General features: G+C 65.2%; 23 protein-coding genes. 6 read left to right on the top strand and 17 right to left on the bottom strand.

The window, feature by feature from the left end; translation table 11 throughout:
- Positions 1 to 14 precede the first annotated feature (14 nt).
- The 5 genes from LW136_RS07775 to rnd all read right to left on the bottom strand — a co-directional run bounded on the left by LW136_RS07775 (position 15) and on the right by rnd (position 3,761).
- Positions 15 to 1,235 carry a M61 metallopeptidase family protein gene (locus LW136_RS07775; RefSeq protein WP_234174896.1) on the bottom strand — a complete coding sequence of 407 codons (1,221 nt, stop codon included), beginning with the start codon at positions 1,233 to 1,235 and terminating at the stop codon, positions 15 to 17.
- A 67-nt stretch (positions 1,236 to 1,302) separates the two neighbouring features.
- On the bottom strand, positions 1,303 to 1,752 hold the full coding sequence (locus LW136_RS07770) for a YcgN family cysteine cluster protein (protein WP_234174895.1): 450 nt from the start codon (positions 1,750 to 1,752) through the stop codon (positions 1,303 to 1,305).
- 105 nt (positions 1,753 to 1,857) lie between these two features.
- Complete coding sequence (locus LW136_RS07765) at positions 1,858 to 2,259, bottom strand: hypothetical protein (RefSeq protein ID WP_234174894.1); 402 nt, start codon at positions 2,257 to 2,259, stop codon at positions 1,858 to 1,860.
- A gap of 87 nt (positions 2,260 to 2,346) precedes the next feature.
- Entirely contained in the window at positions 2,347 to 2,640 is a 294-nt protein-coding gene (locus LW136_RS07760; RefSeq protein WP_014819737.1) for a YcgL domain-containing protein, read from the bottom strand.
- Complete coding sequence (gene rnd / locus LW136_RS07755; RefSeq protein WP_234174893.1) at positions 2,637 to 3,761, bottom strand: ribonuclease D; 1,125 nt, start codon at positions 3,759 to 3,761, stop codon at positions 2,637 to 2,639. Before rnd ends, LW136_RS07760 begins: the two co-directional genes overlap by 4 nt.
- Positions 3,762 to 3,902: 141 nt before the next feature.
- Between rnd and LW136_RS07750 the strand changes: the two genes are divergently transcribed.
- Both LW136_RS07750 and LW136_RS07745 read left to right on the top strand, forming a co-directional pair.
- The gene (locus LW136_RS07750) at positions 3,903 to 4,748 is read left to right on the top strand and encodes a sulfurtransferase (protein ID WP_234174892.1); all 846 of its coding nucleotides are present in this window, start codon (positions 3,903 to 3,905) and stop codon (positions 4,746 to 4,748) included.
- A gap of 197 nt (positions 4,749 to 4,945) precedes the next feature.
- Complete coding sequence (locus tag LW136_RS07745) at positions 4,946 to 6,214, top strand: OmpP1/FadL family transporter (protein WP_234174891.1); 1,269 nt, start codon at positions 4,946 to 4,948, stop codon at positions 6,212 to 6,214.
- A gap of 47 nt (positions 6,215 to 6,261) precedes the next feature.
- Here the strand turns inward: LW136_RS07745 and LW136_RS07740 are convergent, their stop codons facing one another.
- Positions 6,262 to 6,810, bottom strand: a complete 549-nt coding sequence (locus LW136_RS07740; protein WP_234174890.1) for a glutathione peroxidase — start codon at positions 6,808 to 6,810, stop codon at positions 6,262 to 6,264.
- Positions 6,811 to 6,958: 148 nt separating this feature from the next.
- Between LW136_RS07740 and modA the strand changes: the two genes are divergently transcribed.
- From modA to modC, 3 genes are read left to right on the top strand one after another with little or no spacing between them, the layout of a single operon-like run.
- Entirely contained in the window at positions 6,959 to 7,717 is a 759-nt protein-coding gene (gene modA / locus LW136_RS07735) for a molybdate ABC transporter substrate-binding protein (protein WP_234174889.1), read from the top strand.
- Positions 7,698 to 8,402 (top strand): molybdate ABC transporter permease subunit, encoded by a 705-nt coding sequence (gene modB / locus LW136_RS07730; protein WP_179484568.1) that lies wholly within the window; start codon positions 7,698 to 7,700, stop codon positions 8,400 to 8,402. Before modA ends, modB begins: the two co-directional genes overlap by 20 nt.
- Entirely contained in the window at positions 8,399 to 9,496 is a 1,098-nt protein-coding gene (modC, locus tag LW136_RS07725) for a molybdenum ABC transporter ATP-binding protein (protein WP_234174888.1), read from the top strand. Before modB ends, modC begins: the two co-directional genes overlap by 4 nt.
- A 6-nt stretch (positions 9,497 to 9,502) precedes the next feature.
- Here modC and LW136_RS07720 read toward each other — a convergent pair whose 3' ends face one another.
- Positions 9,503 to 9,907, bottom strand: a complete 405-nt coding sequence (locus tag LW136_RS07720) for a RidA family protein (RefSeq protein WP_234174887.1) — start codon at positions 9,905 to 9,907, stop codon at positions 9,503 to 9,505.
- 131 nt (positions 9,908 to 10,038) lie between these two features.
- Between LW136_RS07720 and LW136_RS07715 the strand changes: the two genes are divergently transcribed.
- The gene (locus LW136_RS07715; RefSeq protein ID WP_234174886.1) at positions 10,039 to 10,974 is read left to right on the top strand and encodes a LysR family transcriptional regulator; all 936 of its coding nucleotides are present in this window, start codon (positions 10,039 to 10,041) and stop codon (positions 10,972 to 10,974) included.
- Here the strand turns inward: LW136_RS07715 and LW136_RS07710 are convergent.
- The 10 genes from LW136_RS07710 to LW136_RS07665 are packed head-to-tail and all read right to left on the bottom strand — an operon-like array spanning position 10,971 to position 19,921.
- Positions 10,971 to 11,702 carry an adenosylcobinamide-GDP ribazoletransferase gene (locus tag LW136_RS07710; RefSeq protein WP_234174885.1) on the bottom strand — a complete coding sequence of 244 codons (732 nt, stop codon included), beginning with the start codon at positions 11,700 to 11,702 and terminating at the stop codon, positions 10,971 to 10,973. The genes LW136_RS07715 and LW136_RS07710 overlap by 4 nt on opposite strands.
- 9 nt (positions 11,703 to 11,711) lie before the next feature.
- A complete protein-coding gene (gene cobC / locus LW136_RS07705) occupies positions 11,712 to 12,263 on the bottom strand; it encodes an alpha-ribazole phosphatase family protein (RefSeq protein ID WP_102840747.1) in 552 nt (183 codons plus the stop codon).
- Positions 12,260 to 13,309, bottom strand: a complete 1,050-nt coding sequence (cobT, locus tag LW136_RS07700; protein ID WP_228207350.1) for a nicotinate-nucleotide--dimethylbenzimidazole phosphoribosyltransferase — start codon at positions 13,307 to 13,309, stop codon at positions 12,260 to 12,262. The genes cobC and cobT overlap by 4 nt, the downstream gene beginning before the upstream one ends.
- A 13-nt stretch (positions 13,310 to 13,322) precedes the next feature.
- Positions 13,323 to 13,841 carry a bifunctional adenosylcobinamide kinase/adenosylcobinamide-phosphate guanylyltransferase gene (gene cobU, locus LW136_RS07695; RefSeq protein WP_228207351.1) on the bottom strand — a complete coding sequence of 173 codons (519 nt, stop codon included), beginning with the start codon at positions 13,839 to 13,841 and terminating at the stop codon, positions 13,323 to 13,325.
- A 2-nt stretch (positions 13,842 to 13,843) separates the two neighbouring features.
- The gene (locus LW136_RS07690; RefSeq protein WP_234174884.1) at positions 13,844 to 15,301 is read right to left on the bottom strand and encodes a cobyric acid synthase; all 1,458 of its coding nucleotides are present in this window, start codon (positions 15,299 to 15,301) and stop codon (positions 13,844 to 13,846) included.
- Positions 15,298 to 16,287, bottom strand: coding sequence for a threonine-phosphate decarboxylase CobD (gene cobD, locus LW136_RS07685; RefSeq protein ID WP_234174883.1), 990 nt, complete (start codon positions 16,285 to 16,287; stop codon positions 15,298 to 15,300). The genes LW136_RS07690 and cobD overlap by 4 nt, the downstream gene beginning before the upstream one ends.
- Positions 16,280 to 17,191, bottom strand: coding sequence for an adenosylcobinamide-phosphate synthase CbiB (gene cbiB / locus LW136_RS07680; RefSeq protein WP_234174882.1), 912 nt, complete (start codon positions 17,189 to 17,191; stop codon positions 16,280 to 16,282). The genes cobD and cbiB overlap by 8 nt, the downstream gene beginning before the upstream one ends.
- Positions 17,188 to 17,988, bottom strand: a complete 801-nt coding sequence (locus LW136_RS07675; RefSeq protein ID WP_234174881.1) for a cobalamin-binding protein — start codon at positions 17,986 to 17,988, stop codon at positions 17,188 to 17,190. The genes cbiB and LW136_RS07675 overlap by 4 nt, the downstream gene beginning before the upstream one ends.
- Positions 17,985 to 18,632 (bottom strand): 5,6-dimethylbenzimidazole synthase, encoded by a 648-nt coding sequence (gene bluB, locus LW136_RS07670; protein WP_234174880.1) that lies wholly within the window; start codon positions 18,630 to 18,632, stop codon positions 17,985 to 17,987. Before bluB ends, LW136_RS07675 begins: the two co-directional genes overlap by 4 nt.
- Positions 18,629 to 19,921, bottom strand: a complete 1,293-nt coding sequence (locus tag LW136_RS07665) for a cobyrinic acid a,c-diamide synthase CobB (protein ID WP_234174879.1) — start codon at positions 19,919 to 19,921, stop codon at positions 18,629 to 18,631. The genes bluB and LW136_RS07665 overlap by 4 nt, the downstream gene beginning before the upstream one ends.
- Positions 19,922 to 19,996: the final 75 nt, after the last annotated feature.

Below are 19,996 nucleotides of genomic sequence, written 5' to 3'. Positions count from 1 at the left end.
TACCGCGGCCGCCGTCAGCGCAGCAGGCGCGTATCGAGCACCTTCGAGCCACCACCCAGCAGCGTCTCGGTCATTTCGATGAAGGCGTCGGTGCTGACCGTATCCATGCGCATCAAGCCACGACTGACGTCGTCGAGCGAATGGCGGCCCTTGCTGCGCTGACGGATCTCCTTGTCCAGCTCCTGCAACAGCAGCACGGCACGGGCGGTGATCGGCCCTGTCGAGCGCTCGGTGCGCAAGCTGTCGACCTTGCGACTCCACTTGGTCAGATGCTCACGTACCGCCTGGTAGCGGTCTTCGCTCATGCCACCGGCGCGACGCACCAGCTCAATGGCGTAGTACTCGGCCAACCCCTCAGTGATCCAGTCACTGCGGTCGCTGTCCTTGATGCGGCTAAAGACGTGAACAAGCTCATGCACCAGCGAGCTTGTACCGTTCTCGCTGACCATCGGCCGGTCGGCGTGCATGTACAGGGAGTTCGGACCGGACAACCCGCCACGCCACATGGGGTCGCCGGCACCGACGATGAGCAGTTTCGCCGGGTCGCGGGGAAAGACATTCTGTACCTGCGGCCAGACGAAGGTCAGCATCGTCAGAATATCCATCCGCCGGACGCCCTCGCCAACCGGCGCCGCGATGGTGACGTCCGTTTCGCCGAGCTTGGCGCGACGGGTACCGAGCTTGCCGGCGAGCATCCAGCCGGTCGGCCGGTCGAACAGCCGCTCACGGTTATCCACGCGGAAGCGATTCTTGCCGACACGCGGCCAGCCGGTTTCGATGCTCTTCCAACCCTCGGGCAGCTCGAAGGTGATGCGCGAAACCAGTTTCACACCGTCGACCTGATCGAGCCGGGCCGGCGGCACCAGATCATCGCCACGGAACAGCGCCCAATCACTGGTCATCCGTGCGTCGTAGCGTCCGTTGTCGCGCGGATGGCTGATACGCACGCGGTAGCTGAGACGCGCCTTGCCTTCGGCGGGTCGCCAGGCACCACGCTCCGGCGACGCCTGCAACCACTCGCCATCCGCTACGAAATCGCTGTAGTAGCCGTCATCGCCCAGATTGAACTCCAGGCTACGAACCGCTTCGCCTTTCTCCAGGATCAGTTGCACCTCGGCCTGATCCTCGTCGGGCAGAAAACGCACGAGATAGTCCAGGTCGACCCGCTTGGCCGCGTGGGCCTCGGCGCTGACGAAAAGAACAAGAGCGAACAGCGACAGCAGTCGAACAAGCATCAAGGAGAACTCCATCGGAAACACGCGGGGTGTGCTGATCTTGAGACGATGCAAACGAGGCTTAGATTCAACCGGCACGGAAAATCAGGTGATCTTCCCAGTGCTCCTCGGCAACGCTGCCTTCGGCGAGCATCCGGCCCGACTGGGAAACCCGCTCGACGTGCACCGCTTCAGGGTCGCCACAGACCAGGTGATGCCAGAGCGGCAGGTCCTTGCGCTCGGCCACAAGGCGGTAGGCGCAGGTGGGCGGTAGCCATTTGAACTGAGCAGCATCGGAAGCGTTCAGCTGTATGCAGTCCGGTACACTGGCGCGCCGGTTGGGATAATCGCTGCAGCGGCAGGTCTTCAAGTCGAGCAGCTTGCAGGCGATACGTGTGTAGTAAACGGCGCCGTCTTCCTCGTCCTCGAGCTTCTGCAGGCAGCAGAGGCCGCATCCGTCGCACAGCGACTCCCATTCCGCCGCATCGAGTTCGGCAAGGGTTTTGCGCATCCAGAAGGGTTCGACCTTGGCCGCCATGACTGTCACTACCGGTAAAAACCGGCAAGTCTAGCCACTGTCGGATGTCCGGCCAAGAGCCGCCAGGCGGATGCCGCCGGTAGGAGCCGGCGGCTACATCGAGCGCTACTGCTTGTCGAGCATCTGCCGGTGACTACGCATCTGCTCGAGCATCTGCTCCATGTGCTGGATACGCATGTCGAGCATCTCCTTGGACGGCGCGCCCATCATGCCGCCACCCATGGCGCCCTGCATCGGCTTGCCACCCTGCTTGCCCATCCCGCCGCCGGGCCCGCCCATCGGGCAGCCGGCCATGCCACCCATACCGGACTGCATGCTCTGCCAATGCTCTTCGCGAAGTTTCTGTCGCTCCTGCGGGGTCTTCGCAGACTGCCAGGCCTGCCGGGACTCCTGCATCTTCTGCCAATGCTGCTGCCAGGCTTCGTTATCGCTGGAGGGCGCCTGCGCGCCGGCCGACATCGCCAGAGCCGCCATTACCGAACCGATCACCAAAGAACGCGTTTTCATCGTCGTCTCCTTACGCATGTACGGTCAGAAGAGCGTAGTTCCGATCCGGCCGACGCATCTTGTCCAGCGTCAGGATCGAGCAGGGATTTACATCGGATCGTTCATGCGCAGCAGCTCTTCGGGCAGATGCTCGATGTAATCATCCTCGGCGGGCGGCATCTGCAGGTGATAACCCTGTGCCTGGAGATTGGCGAGCACCTTGGTGATGTCTTCGCGTGCCAGCTGGCGCTCGGGCGTCAGCACCATTTCGAAGGCCAGCTGCGGCGGCCCGAACGCCGCGATCAGGCCTTCGGGGACACGCTTGAGCGCATCGCGCTTTTCGACGTAAAGGTACATTCCGTCCTTGCGTGGGCTTTTGTAGATGGAACAGATGACTTTCATGGTCGTTTTTCCAGAGCATCGAGCAGGGCTTGCCCCATCCGCTCACGGCGCCAGCCGCGCAGCGATTCGGGCAGTTCATAGGGTCCATCGGGATAGCCGCTCTTGAGCAGCGCCTCGAGCGTTTTCTTGCGCAACATCAGCTCCGGTGCGATATCCAACACCTGCGCTTCGCGCTGGCCGACCGCACGCAGCTTTTTCAGTACGGACGACACCTCCAGCGGCAATGGCTCCGGCAGCGGTGCCGGCCAATCCTGTTCGGGCGTCGCCGCGGCCTCACGGATCATCTCCAGCAGCAATTCACCATCCTGGCGCACGGTACGCGGATGCATGTCCTCGATCCGGGCCAGCGTCACCAGATCGCGCGGCTGGGTGCGCGCCAGCGGCCAGAGACTGGCTTCGCGCAGCACGCGATTGCGCGGTTGGTTGCGCGCACGGGCCTGACGCTCGCGCCAGGCCGTCAGCACTTTGAGCACGGCGAGCTGCTGCGGCTTGAGCCGCCAGGCCTGCTTCACATCACGGTAGGCTTCATCGGGATCGGATTCGCGCTGCAGGTTGGCCACCAGCTCGGCACCATCCTCCAGTACCCAGGCACGCTTGTCCTCGGACAGCTTCGGCAGCAGTGCTTCGTACAATTCGGCCAGATGCTGGGCATCCTCGGCGGCATATTGCACCTGCATGTGGCTCAGAGGCCGCTGCAACCAGTCCGAGCGCGTTTCGCCCTTGGGCAACTCGATGCCGAGTACCGCCTGGACCAGCCGCGAGTAGCCCATGGAGAAACCGATATTCAGGTAACCGGCCGCCAGCTGGGTGTCGAACAGCGGCTGCGGCAGGCTACCGGTCAGACGCAGCAGTACTTCGAGGTCTTCGCTGCAGGCGTGCAGCACTTTCACCACCGCCGGGTCTTGCAGCAACGCGGCAAACGCGGACCAGTCACGTACGCTCAGCGGGTCGATCAGATAGGCACGCCGCCCGTCACCGACCTGTATCAGCCCGGCGATGGGGTAGAAGGTATCGACCCTCATGAATTCGGTATCCACTGCCACATAGGGCAGCTGGCGCCATTCGGCGCACAGGCGGGTCAGATGTTCATCATCCAGAACCCATTGAGTTTCGATGGCCACACGGCCCTCCTTTTCGGCTGACGACCGGCGCGCGGCCGAACGAGGCGCGCAGTATATATCGAGCATCCGAGCGGCCGGGGCATTCATGACCGCCACGCGCGCTGGTAGTGTTGGCCGATCAATCCGCCTGGAGCCGCACCGATGCCACTGGCCCAACTCATTACTTCCGCTGAGCTTGCCCAGCGCCTGCACACCCCCGACCTGCTGATTCTGGATTGCCGGTTCGCCCTGGAAGATCCGGCGTATGGCGAACGTAGTTACAGGGAGGCGCATATTCCCGGGGCGCAGTTCGCCGATCTGGAAAAAGACCTGTCTGGCCCGGTGATCCCCGGCACCACCGGGCGCCACCCACTGCCGGATCCTGAGCAGTTGCTGACTCGCCTGCGCCAATGGGGCCTAGGTGACGGCAGCGAAGTGGTGCTCTATGACGACGGCCCCGGCGCGTTTGCCGCTCGGGCGTGGTGGCTGTTGCTGTGGCTGGGCAAGCGTGAGGGCGTCTACCTGCTGGACGGGGGCGTAAACGCTTGGCGAGAAGCGGGGTTGCCAATGGAAAGCACCACGCCCGAGGTGCAGCCGGGCCATTTCGACGGCAACGCAGACGACAGCATGGTCGTCGATGCAGCGCGACTGCAAGAACGCCTGCATAGCCCCGAGCTGGCACTGCTCGACGCACGCGCCCTGCCGCGTTTCCTCGGCGAGGTCGAGCCCATAGACCCGATCGGCGGGCATATTCCAGGTGCCGTTTGCGTACCCTTCAGCGAGAACCTGGGCAGTGATGGTCGCTTTCTCGATGCCGAGCAGCTACGCGGCCGATTCGATCAGCTGCTAGACGGCAAGTCACCGCGAACCGCGGTGGCCTATTGCGGCTCCGGTGTCACCGCCTGTCACAACCTGTTCGCGCTCTGTCTGGCAGGCTACCCGTTGGCGACGCTGTACCCAGGTTCATGGAGCGAATGGATCACCGACCCAAGCCGGCCACGCGCCTGATACCGACGAGACCCGCTGCGCCCAACGCGCAGCGTGGCTCGCCAGTCAGAATACGTCCACGGGGTTTTCACCGAAGTTACATTTGTTTTCACGACCGTTAGTCGTCATCTTTACGAAAAATTGCAATTCATTGTCTTGCTACCTGTCGGAGAAAGTTGCTAGGTTCCGACCCGCTTTCATCCCGGAGTAGTAGAACAATGAAAACAACATGGTTGAAGACCGCGCTCGCGGTAGCCGTAGGCGCCTTGTCCACCCAGGCCATGGCCGCCGGTTTTGCCCTCAACGAACAAAGCATCAGTGGCATGGGCACCTCCTTCGCAGGTCGCTCCTCTTCCGCCGACGACGCCACCACCCTGTTCGGCAACCCTGCCGGCATGTCCCGCCTGAAGCGTGAGGAAGTCAGCTTCGGCATGGCGGCGATTCATGCGAAGACCGATATAAAGGACACATCAGCTACCACTGCATTTGGCACACCCGTTAGCGGCAGTAACGATGGCGATATGGTCCCGTTCACCGCAGTACCTATGGGCTACTACGTCAAGCCGATCGATGAGAAGTGGGCCGTGGGTGTAGGCCTTTATGTACCGTTCGGCATGATTTCGGACTACGAAGGCGGTTATCAGGGTCGCTATCACGGCGACTACAGCGAAGTCAGAGTCATCACGGTTCAACCGACGATCAGCTACCGCTTCAATGAAAAACTGTCTGTTGGTTTCGGCCCGACCTTAAACCGCATCGATGGTGAACTTCAGAGCGCGACGTACCTCGGACCTGGAATTCCCGATGGGCGTGTAAACGTTAAAGGTGACGACACCGCCGTTGGCTTCAACGCCGGTATCCTTTACGAATTCACCCCTCATACTCGGATGGGCCTGACCTATCGCTCTAAAGTTGAGTACACCCTGGAAGGCGATACCGAGCTGAAAGAAGGTTTCGGCCTAACTCAGCTCGGTGGCAAGTACGATGCATCGCTGGATCTGACCACGCCCGAATCCATCGACGTCTCTGTCACGCACGAACTCAACGACCAATGGACGCTGTACGCCGGCGCCATGCTGACACGTTGGAGCCGCTTCGAAGCGATCGTCATCGAAAACGAAGGACTTCCTTCTGGCCCGCTCAACCCGATCATCGAAGATCAGGAATGGCATGACACCTGGTCCTATGCGCTCGGTGCGGCTTACAAACTGAACCGCGAGTGGACGCTGCGTACCGGTCTGGCCTTCGACCAGAGCCCCACCAACAATGTGGATCGTTCGCCGCGCATCCCTTCCGGTGACCGTACTGCGGTGAGTTTCGGCCTAGGCTGGAACCCAACGGACGACATCACCGTCGACCTGGCCTACTCCTATCTATGGGAAGAAGACACCAAGGTTCGCCGGAATAGTCCGACCCGTGGCACCTACAACGCCACCTACGAAAACAGTGCCCACGGCTTTGGCGCTGCTCTGAGCTACCGCTTCTGATGTAGCGAAAGAACGAAAAAGCCCCGGTCCGCCGGGGCTTTTTGTTTCTACCGTTCCAACGCCTTCTCCACCGCTGCGATCAGGCGCGGGTCATCCGGCGCGACCTTGCTGGAAAAATGCGCGACGACGCGCCCTTCCCGATCGACCACGTACTTGTAAAAGTTCCAGCGCGGCGCTGCTCCGGCCTGCTCTGCCAGCTGGCGAAACAACGGCGTCGCATCGCCACCTCGTACCGGCTGCGTCTGGGTCATGGTGAAGGTAACACCGTAATTCACGTAGCAGACCTCGGCCGTCTCGGCCTCGTCATCGGCCTCCTGGAAGAAGTCATCCGAGGGCACGCCGAGCACCTCCAGGCCGTCGTCCTTGTAACGCTGATAGAGCGCTTCGAGCCCCTTGAACTGCCCGGTGAAGCCGCAATGGCTGGCGGTGTTGACCACCACCAGGGCCTTGCCCTGGAACTGGCTGCACAGATCGATGGTTTCTTTGGAGCGCAGCTTGGGCAACTCGTGCTGCAGCAGTGCCGGGCATTCGGCGGCGACCACCGAAGCGCTGGCAAAGACCAGGGTCAGTGCCGCCAGGGGACGAGTGATATTCATGGCCAGTTCTCCGGTCGCGGGCTCACAACGCTACTCTGCCGCCGAGCCCGCGACAATGCCCGCGCAGGCCGAAGCGCGTCCGGTCAATCACAGCTCGGCCAAACTGCAATATGATGCGCCCCAGCCGCTCTGCACCGAACGAGGCCGCATGCATCCATCTCGAGCACTCCGCTACGCACTGACTCTCCTCCTGCTGCCGTTCGGCAATGCCCTCGCGGCACAGGTGCAGGTGGCGGTCGCTTCCAACTTCACGGCACCGATGCGGGAAATCGCCGGCCGCTTCGAGCGTGACACCGGCCACCAGGCCAGACTTGCCTTCGGCGCCACCGGCAAGTTCTATGCGCAGATTCGCAATGGCGCACCGTTCGAGGTCCTGCTGTCAGCGGATGACACCACGCCAGGGCGGCTCGAGCAGGAAGGCGCGGCCATACCCGGTAGCCGCTTCACCTATGCCGTTGGCCGCCTGGTGTTGTGGTCGCCGACTGCGGGCTTGGTGCAGGACGGCCCTGCCCTGCTGCGCAAGGGCGATTTCCGCCACCTCGCCATGGCCAACCCGAAAACTGCGCCCTATGGTGCTGCCGCCCTGGCCACACTGGAACATCTCGGGCTCGACGACACCCTGCGCGGCCGCCTGGTGCAGGGCGAAAATATCGCCCAGACCCACCAGTTCGTCGCCAGCGGCAATGCGCGGCTGGGCTTCATCGCGCTGTCCCAAGTGGCGAAGGATGGCCGGATCGCTACCGGCTCGGGCTGGGTTGTGCCCACCGACATCCACCCGGCCATCCGCCAGGAAGCCGTGCTGCTGACCAAAGGGCAAGACAACCCTGCAGCCAAAGCGCTGCTGGATTACCTGGCGCAGCCGCAGATCCGCGCGCTGATCCAGTCCTATGGCTACGGGCTGGAGTAGCAGCATGCCGCTGGACAGCGTGGCCCTGGCAGCAATCTGGCTGACCTTCAAACTGGCCAGCGTGACCACGCTGGTCCTGCTGCTGATCGGCACACCCATCGCCTGGTGGCTGGCGCGCACCACCTCGCGCATGAAGGGCCCGATTGGGGCCGTGGTCGCGCTGCCGCTGGTGCTGCCGCCGACGGTGCTCGGCTTCTACCTGCTGGTAGCCATGGGCCCCAACGGTTTCATCGGCCAGTTCACCCAGAGTCTTGGGCTCGGCACCCTGCCGTTCACCTTTGCCGGATTGGTGGTCGGCTCGGTGTTCTACTCGCTGCCGTTCGTGGTGCAGCCCTTGCAGAACGCCTTCGAAGCCATTGGCGAGCGCCCGCTAGAAGCCGCAGCCACGCTACGCGCCGGCCCCTGGGACACCTTCTTCAGTGTGGTTCTGCCACTCGCCCGCCCCGGTTTCATTACCGCAAGCATCCTCGGTTTCGCCCACACCGTCGGCGAGTTCGGCGTGGTGTTGATGATCGGCGGCAACATTCCGGGGCAGACACGCGTGGTGTCGGTGCAGATCTACGACCATGTCGAAGCCATGGAGTACGCCCAGGCGCACTGGCTGGCTGGCGGCATGCTGCTGTTCTCCTTCCTGGTGCTGCTGGTGCTTTATGGCAGCCGGTTAAAGCAAGGGTGGCGCGGATGAGCGGTGCTGCAAGCAACAGCGGGATCCAGGCACGTTTTCGCCTCGACTATGCCGACTTCAGCCTGGACGTCGATCTGCAACTGCCCGGCCGTGGAGTGACCGCGCTGTTCGGTCACTCCGGCTCGGGCAAGACCACCCTGCTGCGCTGCGTGGCGGGCCTGGAGCACTCAGGCCTGGGCCAGCTGACCGTCAATGGCGAGCGTTGGCAGAACAACGCGCAGAACCTGTTCGTGCCACCGCATCGCCGCTCAATCGGTTATGTGTTTCAGGAGGCCAACCTGTTCGCCCATCTATCGGTGAGGCGCAATCTGGAGTTCGGCATGCGCCGAGTACCGGCACCACATCGCCGTGTAGCGCTGGAGCAAGCGGTGGAACTGCTGGGCATCGATCACCTGCTCGAGCGGATGCCGGATCGGCTTTCCGGCGGCGAGCGCCAGCGTGTCGGTATCGCCCGCGCACTGCTGACCAGCCCGCGCCTGCTGCTGATGGACGAACCGCTGGCCGCCCTCGACCTCAAGCGCAAGAGCGAGATCCTGCCATATCTGGAACGGCTGCACGACGAACTGGATATCCCCGTGCTCTACGTCAGTCACTCGCCGGACGAAGTGGCGCGCCTGGCCGATCACGTCGTGCTGCTGGAACAGGGGCGGGCCATCGCTCAGGGCGAACTGCGCGAGACGCTCGCGCGACTGGACCTGCCGACCGCCTTCAGCGATGACGCCGGTGTGGTGATCGAAGGCGAGATTGCCGAACATGATGCCGAGTACCACCTGACCCGACTGAGCTTTCCCGGCGGCGAAGTGCTGGTCTCGCAGCGTCCGGAAGCCCTGGGCCAGCGCCTGCGCTTTCGCGTGCATGCACGGGATGTGAGCCTGGCGTTGCAACGCGCCGAAGGCAGCAGTATCACCAACCTGCTCCCCGCTCGGGTCGAGGCCATGGTCGCGGCCGATACGCCGGCGCATGTGCTGGTCCGCCTCGATGCCGGTGGCACGCCGCTGCTGGCACGCATCACCCGGCGCTCGGCCGATCAGCTGGCCATCACACCCGGCCAGGCGCTGTGGGCGCAGATCAAGACGGTGGCGCTGCTGGGCTGAGCGGGCTCAAGCCGCAGCCGGTTCCGGCAGCTTGGCAATGACCTTGATCTCGAACTGGAAGCCGTACAGCCAGGTAACCCCAACCGCAGTCAGCGTCGGATGCGGCGCTGCGCCCCAGTATTCGGGCACGACGCTCCAGACCCGCTCGAAGATCGCCTGCGGATCGACCATGAACACGGTGACGTCGATGACATCGTCGAACGTACAACCCGCCGCCTGCAGGATCGCGTTCAGGTTATCGAAGGCGCGCCGAACCTGCGCCTCCAGCTCCGGTTCGGGTGAGCCGTCCTCGCGGCTGCCGACCTGGCCGGAGACGAACAGCAAGCCATTGGCACGGATGGCCGGGGAATAACGATTGCGCTCGTAGAGCGCCTGGCGGCCAGGCGGAAAAACAACGTCACGCGGTGTCATGTGCAACCTCCAGCAAGGGTCGGAGCGACCCGTTGAATGAAGGCCTCACTGTAGAAGTCGCAAAGCACTGGATAAACGCGCCAGGTCGCTCAACACTATTTGCGTAATCCAAACAATCCGCGGGAGTTCAGATGGACCGTTTCGATGCGATGCAGGCCTTCGTTCGCGTGGTGGAAACCGGCAGCTTCACCAAGGCCGCCGAAACCCTTCGCATCAGCAAGACCAGCGTCACCCAGCAGGTCCAGCAACTCGAGGCGCGGCTTCGCGTCAGGCTGCTCAACCGCACCACGCGCAAGGTCAACGTCACCGCCGACGGTGCGGCCTATTACGAGCGCGCCCTGCACCTTCTGGCCGATCTGGACGACGCCGAAACAAGCCTGTCCGCCGCAGCAGCAGTGCCCCGAGGACGCTTGCGCGTGGACGTCCCCAGCCCACTGGCGCGGATGATCCTGATTCCGGCATTACCGGCCTTCTATGCGAAGTATCCGGACATCCAGCTGGACATGGGCGTCAGTGATCGGCGGGTGGATCTGATCGGGGAGAATGTGGACTGCGTGGTGCGCGGTGGAGAAATCACCGACCAGTCACTGATCGCCCGCCATGTTGGCGACCTACGCCTTGGCGTCTACGCGGCCCCTGGCTACCTCGAACGCGCCGGCGTGCCGACACATCCGAGCGAGCTGGAAAACAGCCACCACCGCGTTGTCGGCTTTCTCTGGGCGCGCACCGGCAAACCCACACCGTACGTCATGCAGCGGCAGGATGAGCAGGTTCAGGTACACGGCCGCTATGCGCTTGCCGTGGACGACGGCAATGCCTGTCTGGCCGCGGGGCTGGCCGGGCTGGGCATCATCTGGCTGCCGGAGTACATGGTCAGAACGCACCTGGCCAACGGCGAGCTGTTGCCACTGCTGCAAGACTGGCGGCTCGATGAAATGCCGCTGTACCTGGCGTTCCCACCGAATCGGCATGTCAGTGCCAAACTGCGCGTGTTCATCGATTGGGTCATCGAACTGATGGCGCAACATGCGCCCGTGCTCGACCGTCGACCGGTGGCAGACCGCTAGAGCTGCAGCGCCAGCCCTACCAATACCGTGCACTCCACCAGCTCCAGCAGCGCACCAGCGGTATCGCCGGTGGTGCCGCCAAGCCGGCGCAGCACGGCGCGACGCGCCAGCATAAACGTCACCGCAGCCAACGACAGAGCGATCAGCCCGCTGCTGCCGAACAGCAAACAACCCACCGCGACCAGCGCCAGTACGCCCCTCGCCTCGCCATGCGGCAGATTCGCTGCCAGCGCATGACCAAGTCCGTTGGGCCGCACATACGGCGTCAAGAGAAACAACGCTGGCAGCGCGGCCCGCCCCAGCACCGGCGCCAGCAACAGTGCGGAGTACTGTTGCGCCTGGAGCAACGCCAACAGCGCGCTGAATTTAAGCAACAGCAAAAGCACCAGAACCACCACGGCGACCGGGCCGCTGCGCGGGTCCTTCATGATTTGCAGCGTGCGCTCGCGGTCGCCGAAGCCACCCAGCCAGGCGTCCGCGCTGTCGGCCAGGCCATCGAGGTGCAAGAGGCCGGTCAGCGCAACCCAGAGGGTGAGGAGCAAGGCCGCCTGTAACAGCGGTGCAGCCCCAGCCAGCACAAACGCGGCCAAACCGAGCAACGCGCCGAGCAACAGACCGACCACGGGGTAATACAGCAATGAGCGCCCCTGCTGCTCTGGCTCCGGCATTGCCGGCAAGCGGATCGGCAGGCTGGTGAGAAATTGCAGGGCGATCAATAGTGGCAGCATCGGCAGGTCCTACTCCTCGACGGAGAGCGACAGCAGTTCGCCGTGGGCCACGACAACCTCCAGCAGCCGCTCCCTTGGCAAGCCCCGCGCGCGCGCCAGCAGCAGGCGCATGACGCCGGCATGACAGATGACCAACAGTTGCTGGCCGGCAAAGCGCTGCCGAAGGCTGTCGATAGCATTCAGCACGCGCGCCTCGAACTGCACCAGCGGCTCACCGCCAGGCGGCGTAAATCCGTAGGGATCGGCCCAGAACAGGCCGAGCACCTCGGCACTGTGCTGCATCAGATCGGCGGCGCTACGGCCTTCCCAGTCGCCGAAATGCAGCTCGCGCAGGTCCGGCTCCAGCTGCAGCGGCAAGCCGTGCTGCGCGGCCAGCTCCCGGGCAAAGGTGGCGCAGCGCTGCAGCGGCGAGCTGACCAGCGCGTCCCAGGGACCGGCACCAGCAACCGCATCGCGCATCTGCTGCCAGCCACGCTCAGTCAGCGCATCGTCGAGGCTGCCGCGAAAGCCACCGCCCTGCTCGGTCTCGCCATGGCGCAGCAGATCGATGCTCGTAATCATGCAGTTCGGTCCGAAACTGCGGCTTCGGCGAACGTCGCCATTTCGTTGTGCAGCGCGCAGGCCTGCTGCAACAAGGGCACCGCCAGCGCCGCCCCGCTGCCCTCACCCAGGCGCAAGCCGAGATCGAGCAACGGAACGGCACCGAGCGCTTCCAGGACCGCTACGTGACCAGGCTCGGCAGAACGATGGGCGAAGATCAGCCAGGGCCGACATGCCGGGTTCAGCCGCACCGCACAGAGCGCGGCAGCGCTGCAGATAAAGCCGTCGACCAGTACCGCAATGCCCAGCTGCGCGCAGCGCAGATAGGCACCCGCCAGCGCCGCGATCTCGAAACCACCCAGTCGGCGCAGGGCCTCAAGCGGCGCGACACAATGCTCGGCGTGCAGCCGAACCGCGTCCTGGATCACCTGAACCTTGTGGCGAACACCGGCCAGATCGAGCCCGGTGCCCGGCCCGACCAGGGTCAACGGCGAGCGCGGCAGCAGCACGGCAGCCAAGGCACTGGCGCTGGTGGTGTTGCCGATGCCCATTTCGCCACCGATGAACAGCTGGGCAGAGCCTTCCGCAGCACGCTGCGCGCTGTCGCGTCCGGCTGCCAGGGCCAGACGCATTTGCTCGTCACTCATCGCCGCTTCGCGAGCCAGGTTGGCCGTGCCGGGGCCGAGTCGCAAATGGCTCACGCCATCCAGTTGTAGCGGTTCCACCGTGCCCAGGTCGGTCACCTCCAGCGGCGCGCCCAGGCGCTTTGACAACACGCTCAGTGCAGCCCCGCCGCCGACGAAATTGCGCAGCATCTGCCCGGTCACCGATTGCGGATAAGCCGAAACACCCTCTCCCACCACGCCGTGATCGCCGGCGAACACGCTGACATGCAGGCGCTCGACCTGCGGCCGCTCGCTGCCCTGCATAGCTGCCAGCGACACCGCCAGGGCTTCGAGCTGGCCGAGCGCACCACGTGGCTTGGTCAACTGATCCTGGCGCGCCAATGCCTGGGCGCGCACGGATTCATCCAGCATGTGGCATGGCTCGTTCCACCAATCGTGCATCAATGCGCTTCCTTCAATGTGCGTCCTTCAATGTCATGGGCAGCCCGGCGACCATAAAGGTCACCCGCTGCGCCCGTTCCGCCACGGCCTGGTGCAGCCAGCCGGCCTCGTCCACATAGCGACGGGTCAGCTCGCCCAGCGGCACCACGCCGAGGCCGGTCTCGTTGCTGACCAGCAGGATCCGCCCTGGCAGCCCGTCCAGGCATTCGAGCAGGGCATTACGCTCCTCGGCGAGGCGCGCCGCGTCGTCCAGCATCAGCAGGTTGGTTAGCCAGAGGGTCAGGCAGTCGACCAGCAGGCAGCGATTCGCAGCAGCCTGCTCGCGCAGCACCCGCGCCAGTTGCAGGGGTTCTTCGACCAGTGTCCAGTGCGCCGGGCGCCGCTCACGGTGATGGGCGATGCGCTCGGTCATCTCGCCGTCCAGCGGCTGGCTGGTGGCGATATAGGTAACCGCCAGGCCGCTATCGGCAGCCAGACGCTCGGCAAAGCGGCTCTTGCCCGAGCGGGCGCCGCCAAGAATCAGTTCCAGCATGCTCAGTCTTCCAGCCCGCAGAGCGCGCGTAACCGCGCGGTATCCAGATGTGTCTCGACCAAGTCGGCGAGGCGCTCGATGTCGCGCTCGCGCAGCGCGTGGTAGTCGACAGTTTCCACCGCATCGAGGCCTGCCCAGCGCAGCAGCGCAGCACAGGCCTCGGGCCCCTCGAACAGGCCGTGCAGATAGGTGCCGAGCACCTGCCCGTCGGCGCTGATGGCGCCATCGCAGCGGCCGTCGTCGACCTGCACCGCAGGCTGCTCCAGGGCCGGGCCGCTGCTGACGCCGGCATGAATCTCGTAGCCGCTGACCGGCACGCCGCCCGGTAGCAACCGGCCGGTGACGTTGCGCAACTGCTTGTCCGCCTCAAGAACCGTGTCGAAATCCAGCAGCCCGAGCGCCTCGCTCTCCCCCGCCGGACCTTCCAGCCCGAGCGGATCAGCAATGCGCGTGCCGAGCATCTGCAGGCCGCCACAGATGCCCAGCAATTTGCCGCCGTAGCGCAGGTGCTTCTGGATTGCTGCTTCCCAGCCGTTGGCGCGCAGCCAGGTGAGGTCGGCGCGTACGCTTTTCGAGCCGGGCAGGATGATCAGATCGGCAGGCGGCACCGGCTGCCCGGGACCGACGAACTGCAGGTCGACCTGCGGGTGCAGGCGCAGCGGGTCGAAGTCGGTGTGGTTGCTGATGCGCGGCAGCACCGGCACCACCACCTTCAGCGCGTCGCCGGCCTTGCCGGACTGGCGCACGTCGATGGCATCCTCCGCTTCCAGATGGAAATCCATCAGATACGGCAGCACGCCCAGTACCGGCTTGCCGGTGCGTTGCTCCAGCCAGTCGAGACCGGGCTGCAACAGCGCGATGTCGCCACGAAAACGGTTGATGACGAAGCCCTGAACCCGCGCCTGCTCGCTTGCCGAGAGCAACGCCAGGGTGCCGACCAGATGGGCGAACACCCCACCCTTGTCGATATCGGCGATCATGATCACCGGGCAATCCACCGCCTCGGCGAAGCCCATGTTGGCGATATCGCCGGCGCGCAGATTGATCTCCGCAGGCGAACCGGCGCCCTCGACCATCACCACGCGATAAGCCGCGGACAGCCGCTGGTGCGAGTCGAGCACCGCCTGCATCGCCACGCGCTTGTAGTCATGGTAGGCGGCGGCATCCATGCTGGTCACCGCGCGGCCGTGGATGATCACCTGGGCGCCAATGTCGCTGTTGGGCTTCAGGAGCACCGGATTCATGTCGGTGTGCGGCGCGAGGTTCGCCGCTTGCGCCTGTACGGCCTGAGCCCTGCCGATTTCGCCGCCATCTGCAGTCACCGCGCTGTTGAGCGCCATGTTCTGCGGTTTGAACGGCACGACGGCAACCCTTTGGCGTGCCAACCAGCGGCACAGCGCCGTCACCAGTGTGCTCTTGCCGGCGTCGGAGGTGGTCCCCTGCACCATCAGCGTCGTCATGGATGTTGCTCCCTGAAAAATTGCAGAGCCTGATCAAGCCGCGCCCAACCAATATGGGTCGGCAGGCCGAAACGCACGCTGGAAGGCTGAGCGAAAAACCGCGTGAGAATGCCGCGACGGGCGAGAAAGTCATGCAGCAGAACAGCGTCGTCGCTGACCCACCACTGGAACAGTGCGCAGCCGCCCAGCGGCGCAAGGCCATGGCGGCGTAGCAGGTCGGTCAGACGCTGGCCGTCGCAGTGCAGGCATTCGCGCTGGCGCTGCTGAGCAGACTGATCAGCCAGCAGCACTGCGCCCAGCTGCCGCGTCGGGCCATTCACCGTCCAGGGGCCAAGCAGCCTGGCGAGCGAATGCAGCAGGCCAGTGTGGGCAAGTACGAAACCCAGTCTCGCGCCGGCCAGGCCAAAAAATTTGCCGAACGAGCGCAGCACGATCAGTCCGGGCAGATGGCTGTGCTCGGCCAGACTGTGCTGCGGCGTGCAGTCCATGAACGCCTCGTCCACCACCAACCAGCCGCCGTAGGCCGCCAGCTCACTGCGCCATTCCAGCAGGCGCTGCGGCGCAATCAGCTCGCCGGTGGGATTGTTCGGGTTGACCACCACCAGCACGTCGAGCTGATCCAGTGCACGCGGCACGCTGGCCTCGCAGAGCTCGACGACACGGTGGCCGGCGCGACGCCAGGCCTCGGCGTGCTCGGCATAACAGGGCGATACGATGCCGATCCGCGCCGACCCGCGCAGGCGCGGCAGGGCCTGGATGGCACTCTGCGAACCGGCCACTGGCAACACCGCGCGCGCACCGTAGTACTGCCGGGCCGCTACTTCCAGGCCATCTTCAGGCTCTGGCAGACGTGTCCAGGCGCAGCTGGAAATGCTCGGCAACGGCGGGTGATAAGGGGCGATGCCAGTGGACAGGTCGAGCCAATCCGAAAGCGGAATGCCGTAGCGCTGTGCGGCTGCGCGCAAACGTCCACCGTGCTCAAGCATAGAGCCAGCCACCAAACAGCAGTGTCAGCAGCCAGACGCCGACGCCACCCCAGACCAGGTCCAGCGCATGTTCGATATGCCGCGCCTGCGGCGCCTGGCCCCGGCCCAGCTCGGGCCGCGCATGCACTTCACCGTGATAAATGGCGGCGCCACCCAACACCACACCCAGCGCTCCAGCCCCGGACGCCATTACCGGACCGGCATTGGGGCTGTCCCACAGCGGCGCCTGGGTGCGCCAGCAACGCAGCGCGCGGCGGGTGCGCCCGAGCAATGCATAGGTCAGCGCGACCAGCCGTGCCGGCACGTAGTTGAGCACGTCGTCGATGCGCGCCGCGGCCCAGCCGAAGCGCTCGAAGCGCGCGTTGCGATAGCCCCACATGGCGTCCAGCGTGTTGCTCAGGCGGTACAGGACCACACCTGGAGCGCCCGCGACGATGAACCAGAACAGCGCGGCGAACACTGCATCGCTGCCGTTCTCCAGCACCGACTCGGTGGCCGCACGGGCCACGCCCTCCTCGTCCAGCTGCGTGGTGTCGCGGCTGACGATCCAGCCGACGCGGCGGCGAGCCTCTGGCAGATCATGCCGCCACAGCGCCTGCGCCACCGGCAGTGCATGCTCGCCCAGACTGCGCAGGCCCAGGGCCAGATAGAGCAGAACGATCTCCACCAGCCAGCCGACGGTCGGTAACAGGCTGAGCAGCCAGGCCAGCAAGGTCAGTGGCAACACCGCCAGGCACCAGGCGGTCACCCCGTGGCTGCGCCAGCCGCGCGCCGCAGACCCGTTTAAATGCTGCTCCAGGCGATCGGCCAGGCGACCGAAGGCTACCAGTGGATGCGCCCGCTTCGGCTCGCCGAGCAGCGCATCCAGCAGCAGCGCCGCGCTAACGGTGAGGAACAGACTCACTCGGCCCTCTGCGCGCAGGAACTGATCAGCGCATGCAGCTGGCGTACGCCGTCGGTCAGCACCGCCGGGCCGGGGTTGAGGATGTCCGGCGACTTGATCTCGTGCAGCTGGCCCGTGCGCACCGCCGGAATCGCGTGCCAGTCAGGCCGTGCAGCCACCTGTTCCGGGCGAAAACGGCGGCCGCACCAGGAGCCGACGATCAGCTCCGGCGCGCGGCGCACCACTTCCTGCGGGTCCTCGATGATGCGTTGCTTGGCACGCTTGAACGCCGCCAGCTCGGCGAAGCAGTCCTCGCCACCGGCCAGTTCGATCAGCTCGCTGACCCAAGCGATGCCGGAAATCAGCGGCTCGTTCCATTCCTCGAAGTACACCCGCGGCCGGCGCGGCAAGGCAGCGGCGCTGGCGCGGATGACGTCCAGCCCCGCCTGCAGCTCACCGATCAGCGCTCGCGCGCGCTCGCCAGCGTGCACCAGCGCACCGAGCGTCTCGATCATGCGCAGAATGCCGGCGATATCGCGCTGGTTGAACAGGTGCACCTCCAATCCTTCGCGCGCCAGCTCGGCGAGCATGTCGCCCTGCAGGTCGCTGTAGCCGAGCACCAGGTCCGGCTCGAGGGCGAGAATCTGCTCATGCTTGACGCTGGTGAAGCCGCTGACCTTGGGCTTTTCCTTGCGCGCCTGCGGCGGGCGGACGGTGAAGCCGGAGATGCCGACGATGCGCGCCTGCTCGCCCAGCAGGTAAAGCGTTTCGCAGGTCTCGGTGGACAGGCAGACGATGCGCTGCGGCCCCTTGCTCATTTCGCCTCCCAGGCATTCTCGAAAACCAGTTCGTGCAGCGGTCGCGGCGTGGTCCAGCCTTCCAGTGCCAGCATCGGTGCCGAGTAGAACTCCTGCACCGGCCCGAGGCAGAGGATCGCCACCGGCTTGGCACCGTCCGGCATGCCGAGCAAGGCGGCCAGCGCGTCGGGATCGAACAGTGACACCCAGCCCATCCCCAGGCCTTCCGCCCGCGCCGCGAGCCAGAGATTCTGGATCGCGCAGGCCAGCGAGGCGAGGTCCATCTCCGGCAGCGTGCGGCGGCCGAAGATATGTTGCTCGCGACCATCCATCAACGCGGCGACCAGCAGTTCGGCGCAATCCTCGATGCCCTCGACCTTGAGCCGCATGAACTCGGCGGAACGCTCGCCAAGCGCCTGAGCCGTGCGCTGGCGCTCCTCACCGACCAGATCGGCGATGGCCGTGCGCAACTCGGGGCGGGTGATGCGGACAAAGCGCCACGGCTGCATCAGGCCGACGCTGGGTGCCTGATGCGCGGCGTTGAGCAGCCTCGACAGCAGCTCCGGTGCCACCTCGCCGCCGGCGAAATGACGCATGTCGCGACGCTCGCCGATGGCGCGATAGACCGCTGCGCGCTCCTGCGGGCTGAAGGCATGCGCGCTCATGGCCGGAACAGCGCCGCAGCGGCTGCCGGATCGGACGGCAGGTACAGGTGGATATAGGACGCCGTCAGCCGCCCCCGGCGGTAGACCGCTTCGGCGGTGCGCTTGTAGTTCGGACACTCGCCGCGAGCCAGCGGCTCGAGTGGCGACTCCAGCGCCGAATGATGGAAGGTGTGCCCGCGCAGCCGCCCTTCCGGCAGCTCCACTTCCTGCAGCGCCAGCGCGGTCAGGCGCTTGTGCATGCGCGCCTCACCGGGCAGCAGGCCGAGCATCTGCGCGCGCTCGTCGCCACGGTCGGTCAGCCCGTCGAGCAGGTAGAGCATGCCGCCGCACTCGGCGAGGATCGGCTTGCCCGACTCATGATGCGCACGGATCGCCTCGGCCATGGCGCGGTTGCGCGACAGACCGCGCAGGTGCAGCTCGGGATAACCGCCCGGTAGATAGAGACTGTCCACGGCCGGCAAGCGGGCAAAGCGCAGCGGCGAGAAAAACAGCAACTCGGCACCCAACGCCTGCAGCAGGTCGAGATTGGCCTGGTAGAGAAAGGCAAAGGCCGCATCGCGTGCAACGCCGATGCGAACCCCCGCCAGCAGCGGTTCGAGCAGCGCACTGGCCGGCGCGGCGAAAGTGACCGGGGCAGGCAACTCCGTGTCCGCACTGAGTGCCAGAGCATCGGCGGCGGCATCCAGACGGGCGTCCAGATCAGCCAGCTCCTCGGCTTGTACTAGCCCCAGGTGCCGGCTGGGCAGCTCTACCTCGACGCTGCGCGGCAGGGCGCCGTACCAGCGGATCGACTCTGGCAGGCTGTCGCGCAGAATCTCGCCATGCCGGGCGCTGCCGACCCGATTGGCCAGCACGCCGTCGAACGGCAGGTCCGGCTGGAAGCTGCTCAGCCCGTGCGCCATGGCGCCGAAGGTCTGCGCCATAGCCGAGCCATCGATGACAGCCAGCACCGGCACGCCGAAGCGCCGCGCCAGATCAGCCGCCGAGGGCGAACCATCGAACAGGCCCATCACCCCTTCGATCAGGATCAGGTCGGCCTCGCCCGCCGCTTCCCAGAGCAGGCGTCGCGACTCCTCTTCGCCGACCATCCACAGGTCGAGCTGATAGACCGGCTTGCCACTGGCACGCGCTAGGATCATCGGGTCGAGAAAGTCCGGCCCGCACTTGAACACCCGCACGCGCTTGCCCTGCCGCGCATGCAACCGCGCCAGCGCAGCGGTGACGGTGGTCTTGCCCTGGCCGGAGGCCGGCGCGGCGATTAACAGCGCCGGGCAGCTTCTACTGGTCATTGCGGTCTCTCATCAGCAGCGTAGGGTGGATGACGCTTCACCCATCCACCGACCACGCCGAGGGTGGATGAAACA

Origin of the sequence: Stutzerimonas kunmingensis (assembly GCF_021432085.1) — a bacterium.
Lineage (GTDB): Bacteria > Pseudomonadota > Gammaproteobacteria > Pseudomonadales > Pseudomonadaceae > Stutzerimonas.
The sequence above is the reverse complement of the archived record's forward strand: the minus strand, read 5'-3'. Positions and strand labels throughout refer to the sequence as shown.

Bases quoted from the DNA above. Each gene is read 5' to 3' on its own strand.
- cobT (WP_228207350.1), bottom strand. From the start codon at position 13,309: ATGCACGATTGGTGGAACGAGCCATGCCACATGCTGGATGAATCCGTG.
- LW136_RS07665 (WP_234174879.1), bottom strand. From the start codon at position 19,921: ATGACCAGTAGAAGCTGCCCGGCGCTGTTAATCGCCGCGCCGGCCTCC.
- LW136_RS07690 (WP_234174884.1), bottom strand. From the start codon at position 15,301: ATGACGACGCTGATGGTGCAGGGGACCACCTCCGACGCCGGCAAGAGC.
- LW136_RS07750 (WP_234174892.1), top strand. From the start codon at position 3,903: ATGCCACTGGCCCAACTCATTACTTCCGCTGAGCTTGCCCAGCGCCTG.
- LW136_RS07760 (WP_014819737.1), bottom strand. From the start codon at position 2,640: ATGAAAGTCATCTGTTCCATCTACAAAAGCCCACGCAAGGACGGAATG.
- LW136_RS07765 (WP_234174894.1), bottom strand. From the start codon at position 2,259: ATGAAAACGCGTTCTTTGGTGATCGGTTCGGTAATGGCGGCTCTGGCG.
- cobC (WP_102840747.1), bottom strand. From the start codon at position 12,263: ATGATTACGAGCATCGATCTGCTGCGCCATGGCGAGACCGAGCAGGGC.
- LW136_RS07740 (WP_234174890.1), bottom strand. From the start codon at position 6,810: ATGAATATCACTCGTCCCCTGGCGGCACTGACCCTGGTCTTTGCCAGC.
- modA (WP_234174889.1), top strand. From the start codon at position 6,959: ATGCATCCATCTCGAGCACTCCGCTACGCACTGACTCTCCTCCTGCTG.
- LW136_RS07775 (WP_234174896.1), bottom strand. From the start codon at position 1,235: ATGCTTGTTCGACTGCTGTCGCTGTTCGCTCTTGTTCTTTTCGTCAGC.
- LW136_RS07745 (WP_234174891.1), top strand. From the start codon at position 4,946: ATGAAAACAACATGGTTGAAGACCGCGCTCGCGGTAGCCGTAGGCGCC.
- bluB (WP_234174880.1), bottom strand. From the start codon at position 18,632: ATGAGCGCGCATGCCTTCAGCCCGCAGGAGCGCGCAGCGGTCTATCGC.
- LW136_RS07675 (WP_234174881.1), bottom strand. From the start codon at position 17,988: ATGAGCAAGGGGCCGCAGCGCATCGTCTGCCTGTCCACCGAGACCTGC.
- LW136_RS07715 (WP_234174886.1), top strand. From the start codon at position 10,039: ATGGACCGTTTCGATGCGATGCAGGCCTTCGTTCGCGTGGTGGAAACC.
- cobU (WP_228207351.1), bottom strand. From the start codon at position 13,841: ATGCTGGAACTGATTCTTGGCGGCGCCCGCTCGGGCAAGAGCCGCTTT.
- LW136_RS07710 (WP_234174885.1), bottom strand. From the start codon at position 11,702: ATGCTGCCACTATTGATCGCCCTGCAATTTCTCACCAGCCTGCCGATC.
- cobD (WP_234174883.1), bottom strand. From the start codon at position 16,287: ATGCTTGAGCACGGTGGACGTTTGCGCGCAGCCGCACAGCGCTACGGC.
- modC (WP_234174888.1), top strand. From the start codon at position 8,399: ATGAGCGGTGCTGCAAGCAACAGCGGGATCCAGGCACGTTTTCGCCTC.
- LW136_RS07770 (WP_234174895.1), bottom strand. From the start codon at position 1,752: ATGGCGGCCAAGGTCGAACCCTTCTGGATGCGCAAAACCCTTGCCGAA.
- modB (WP_179484568.1), top strand. From the start codon at position 7,698: ATGGCTACGGGCTGGAGTAGCAGCATGCCGCTGGACAGCGTGGCCCTG.
- LW136_RS07720 (WP_234174887.1), bottom strand. From the start codon at position 9,907: ATGACACCGCGTGACGTTGTTTTTCCGCCTGGCCGCCAGGCGCTCTAC.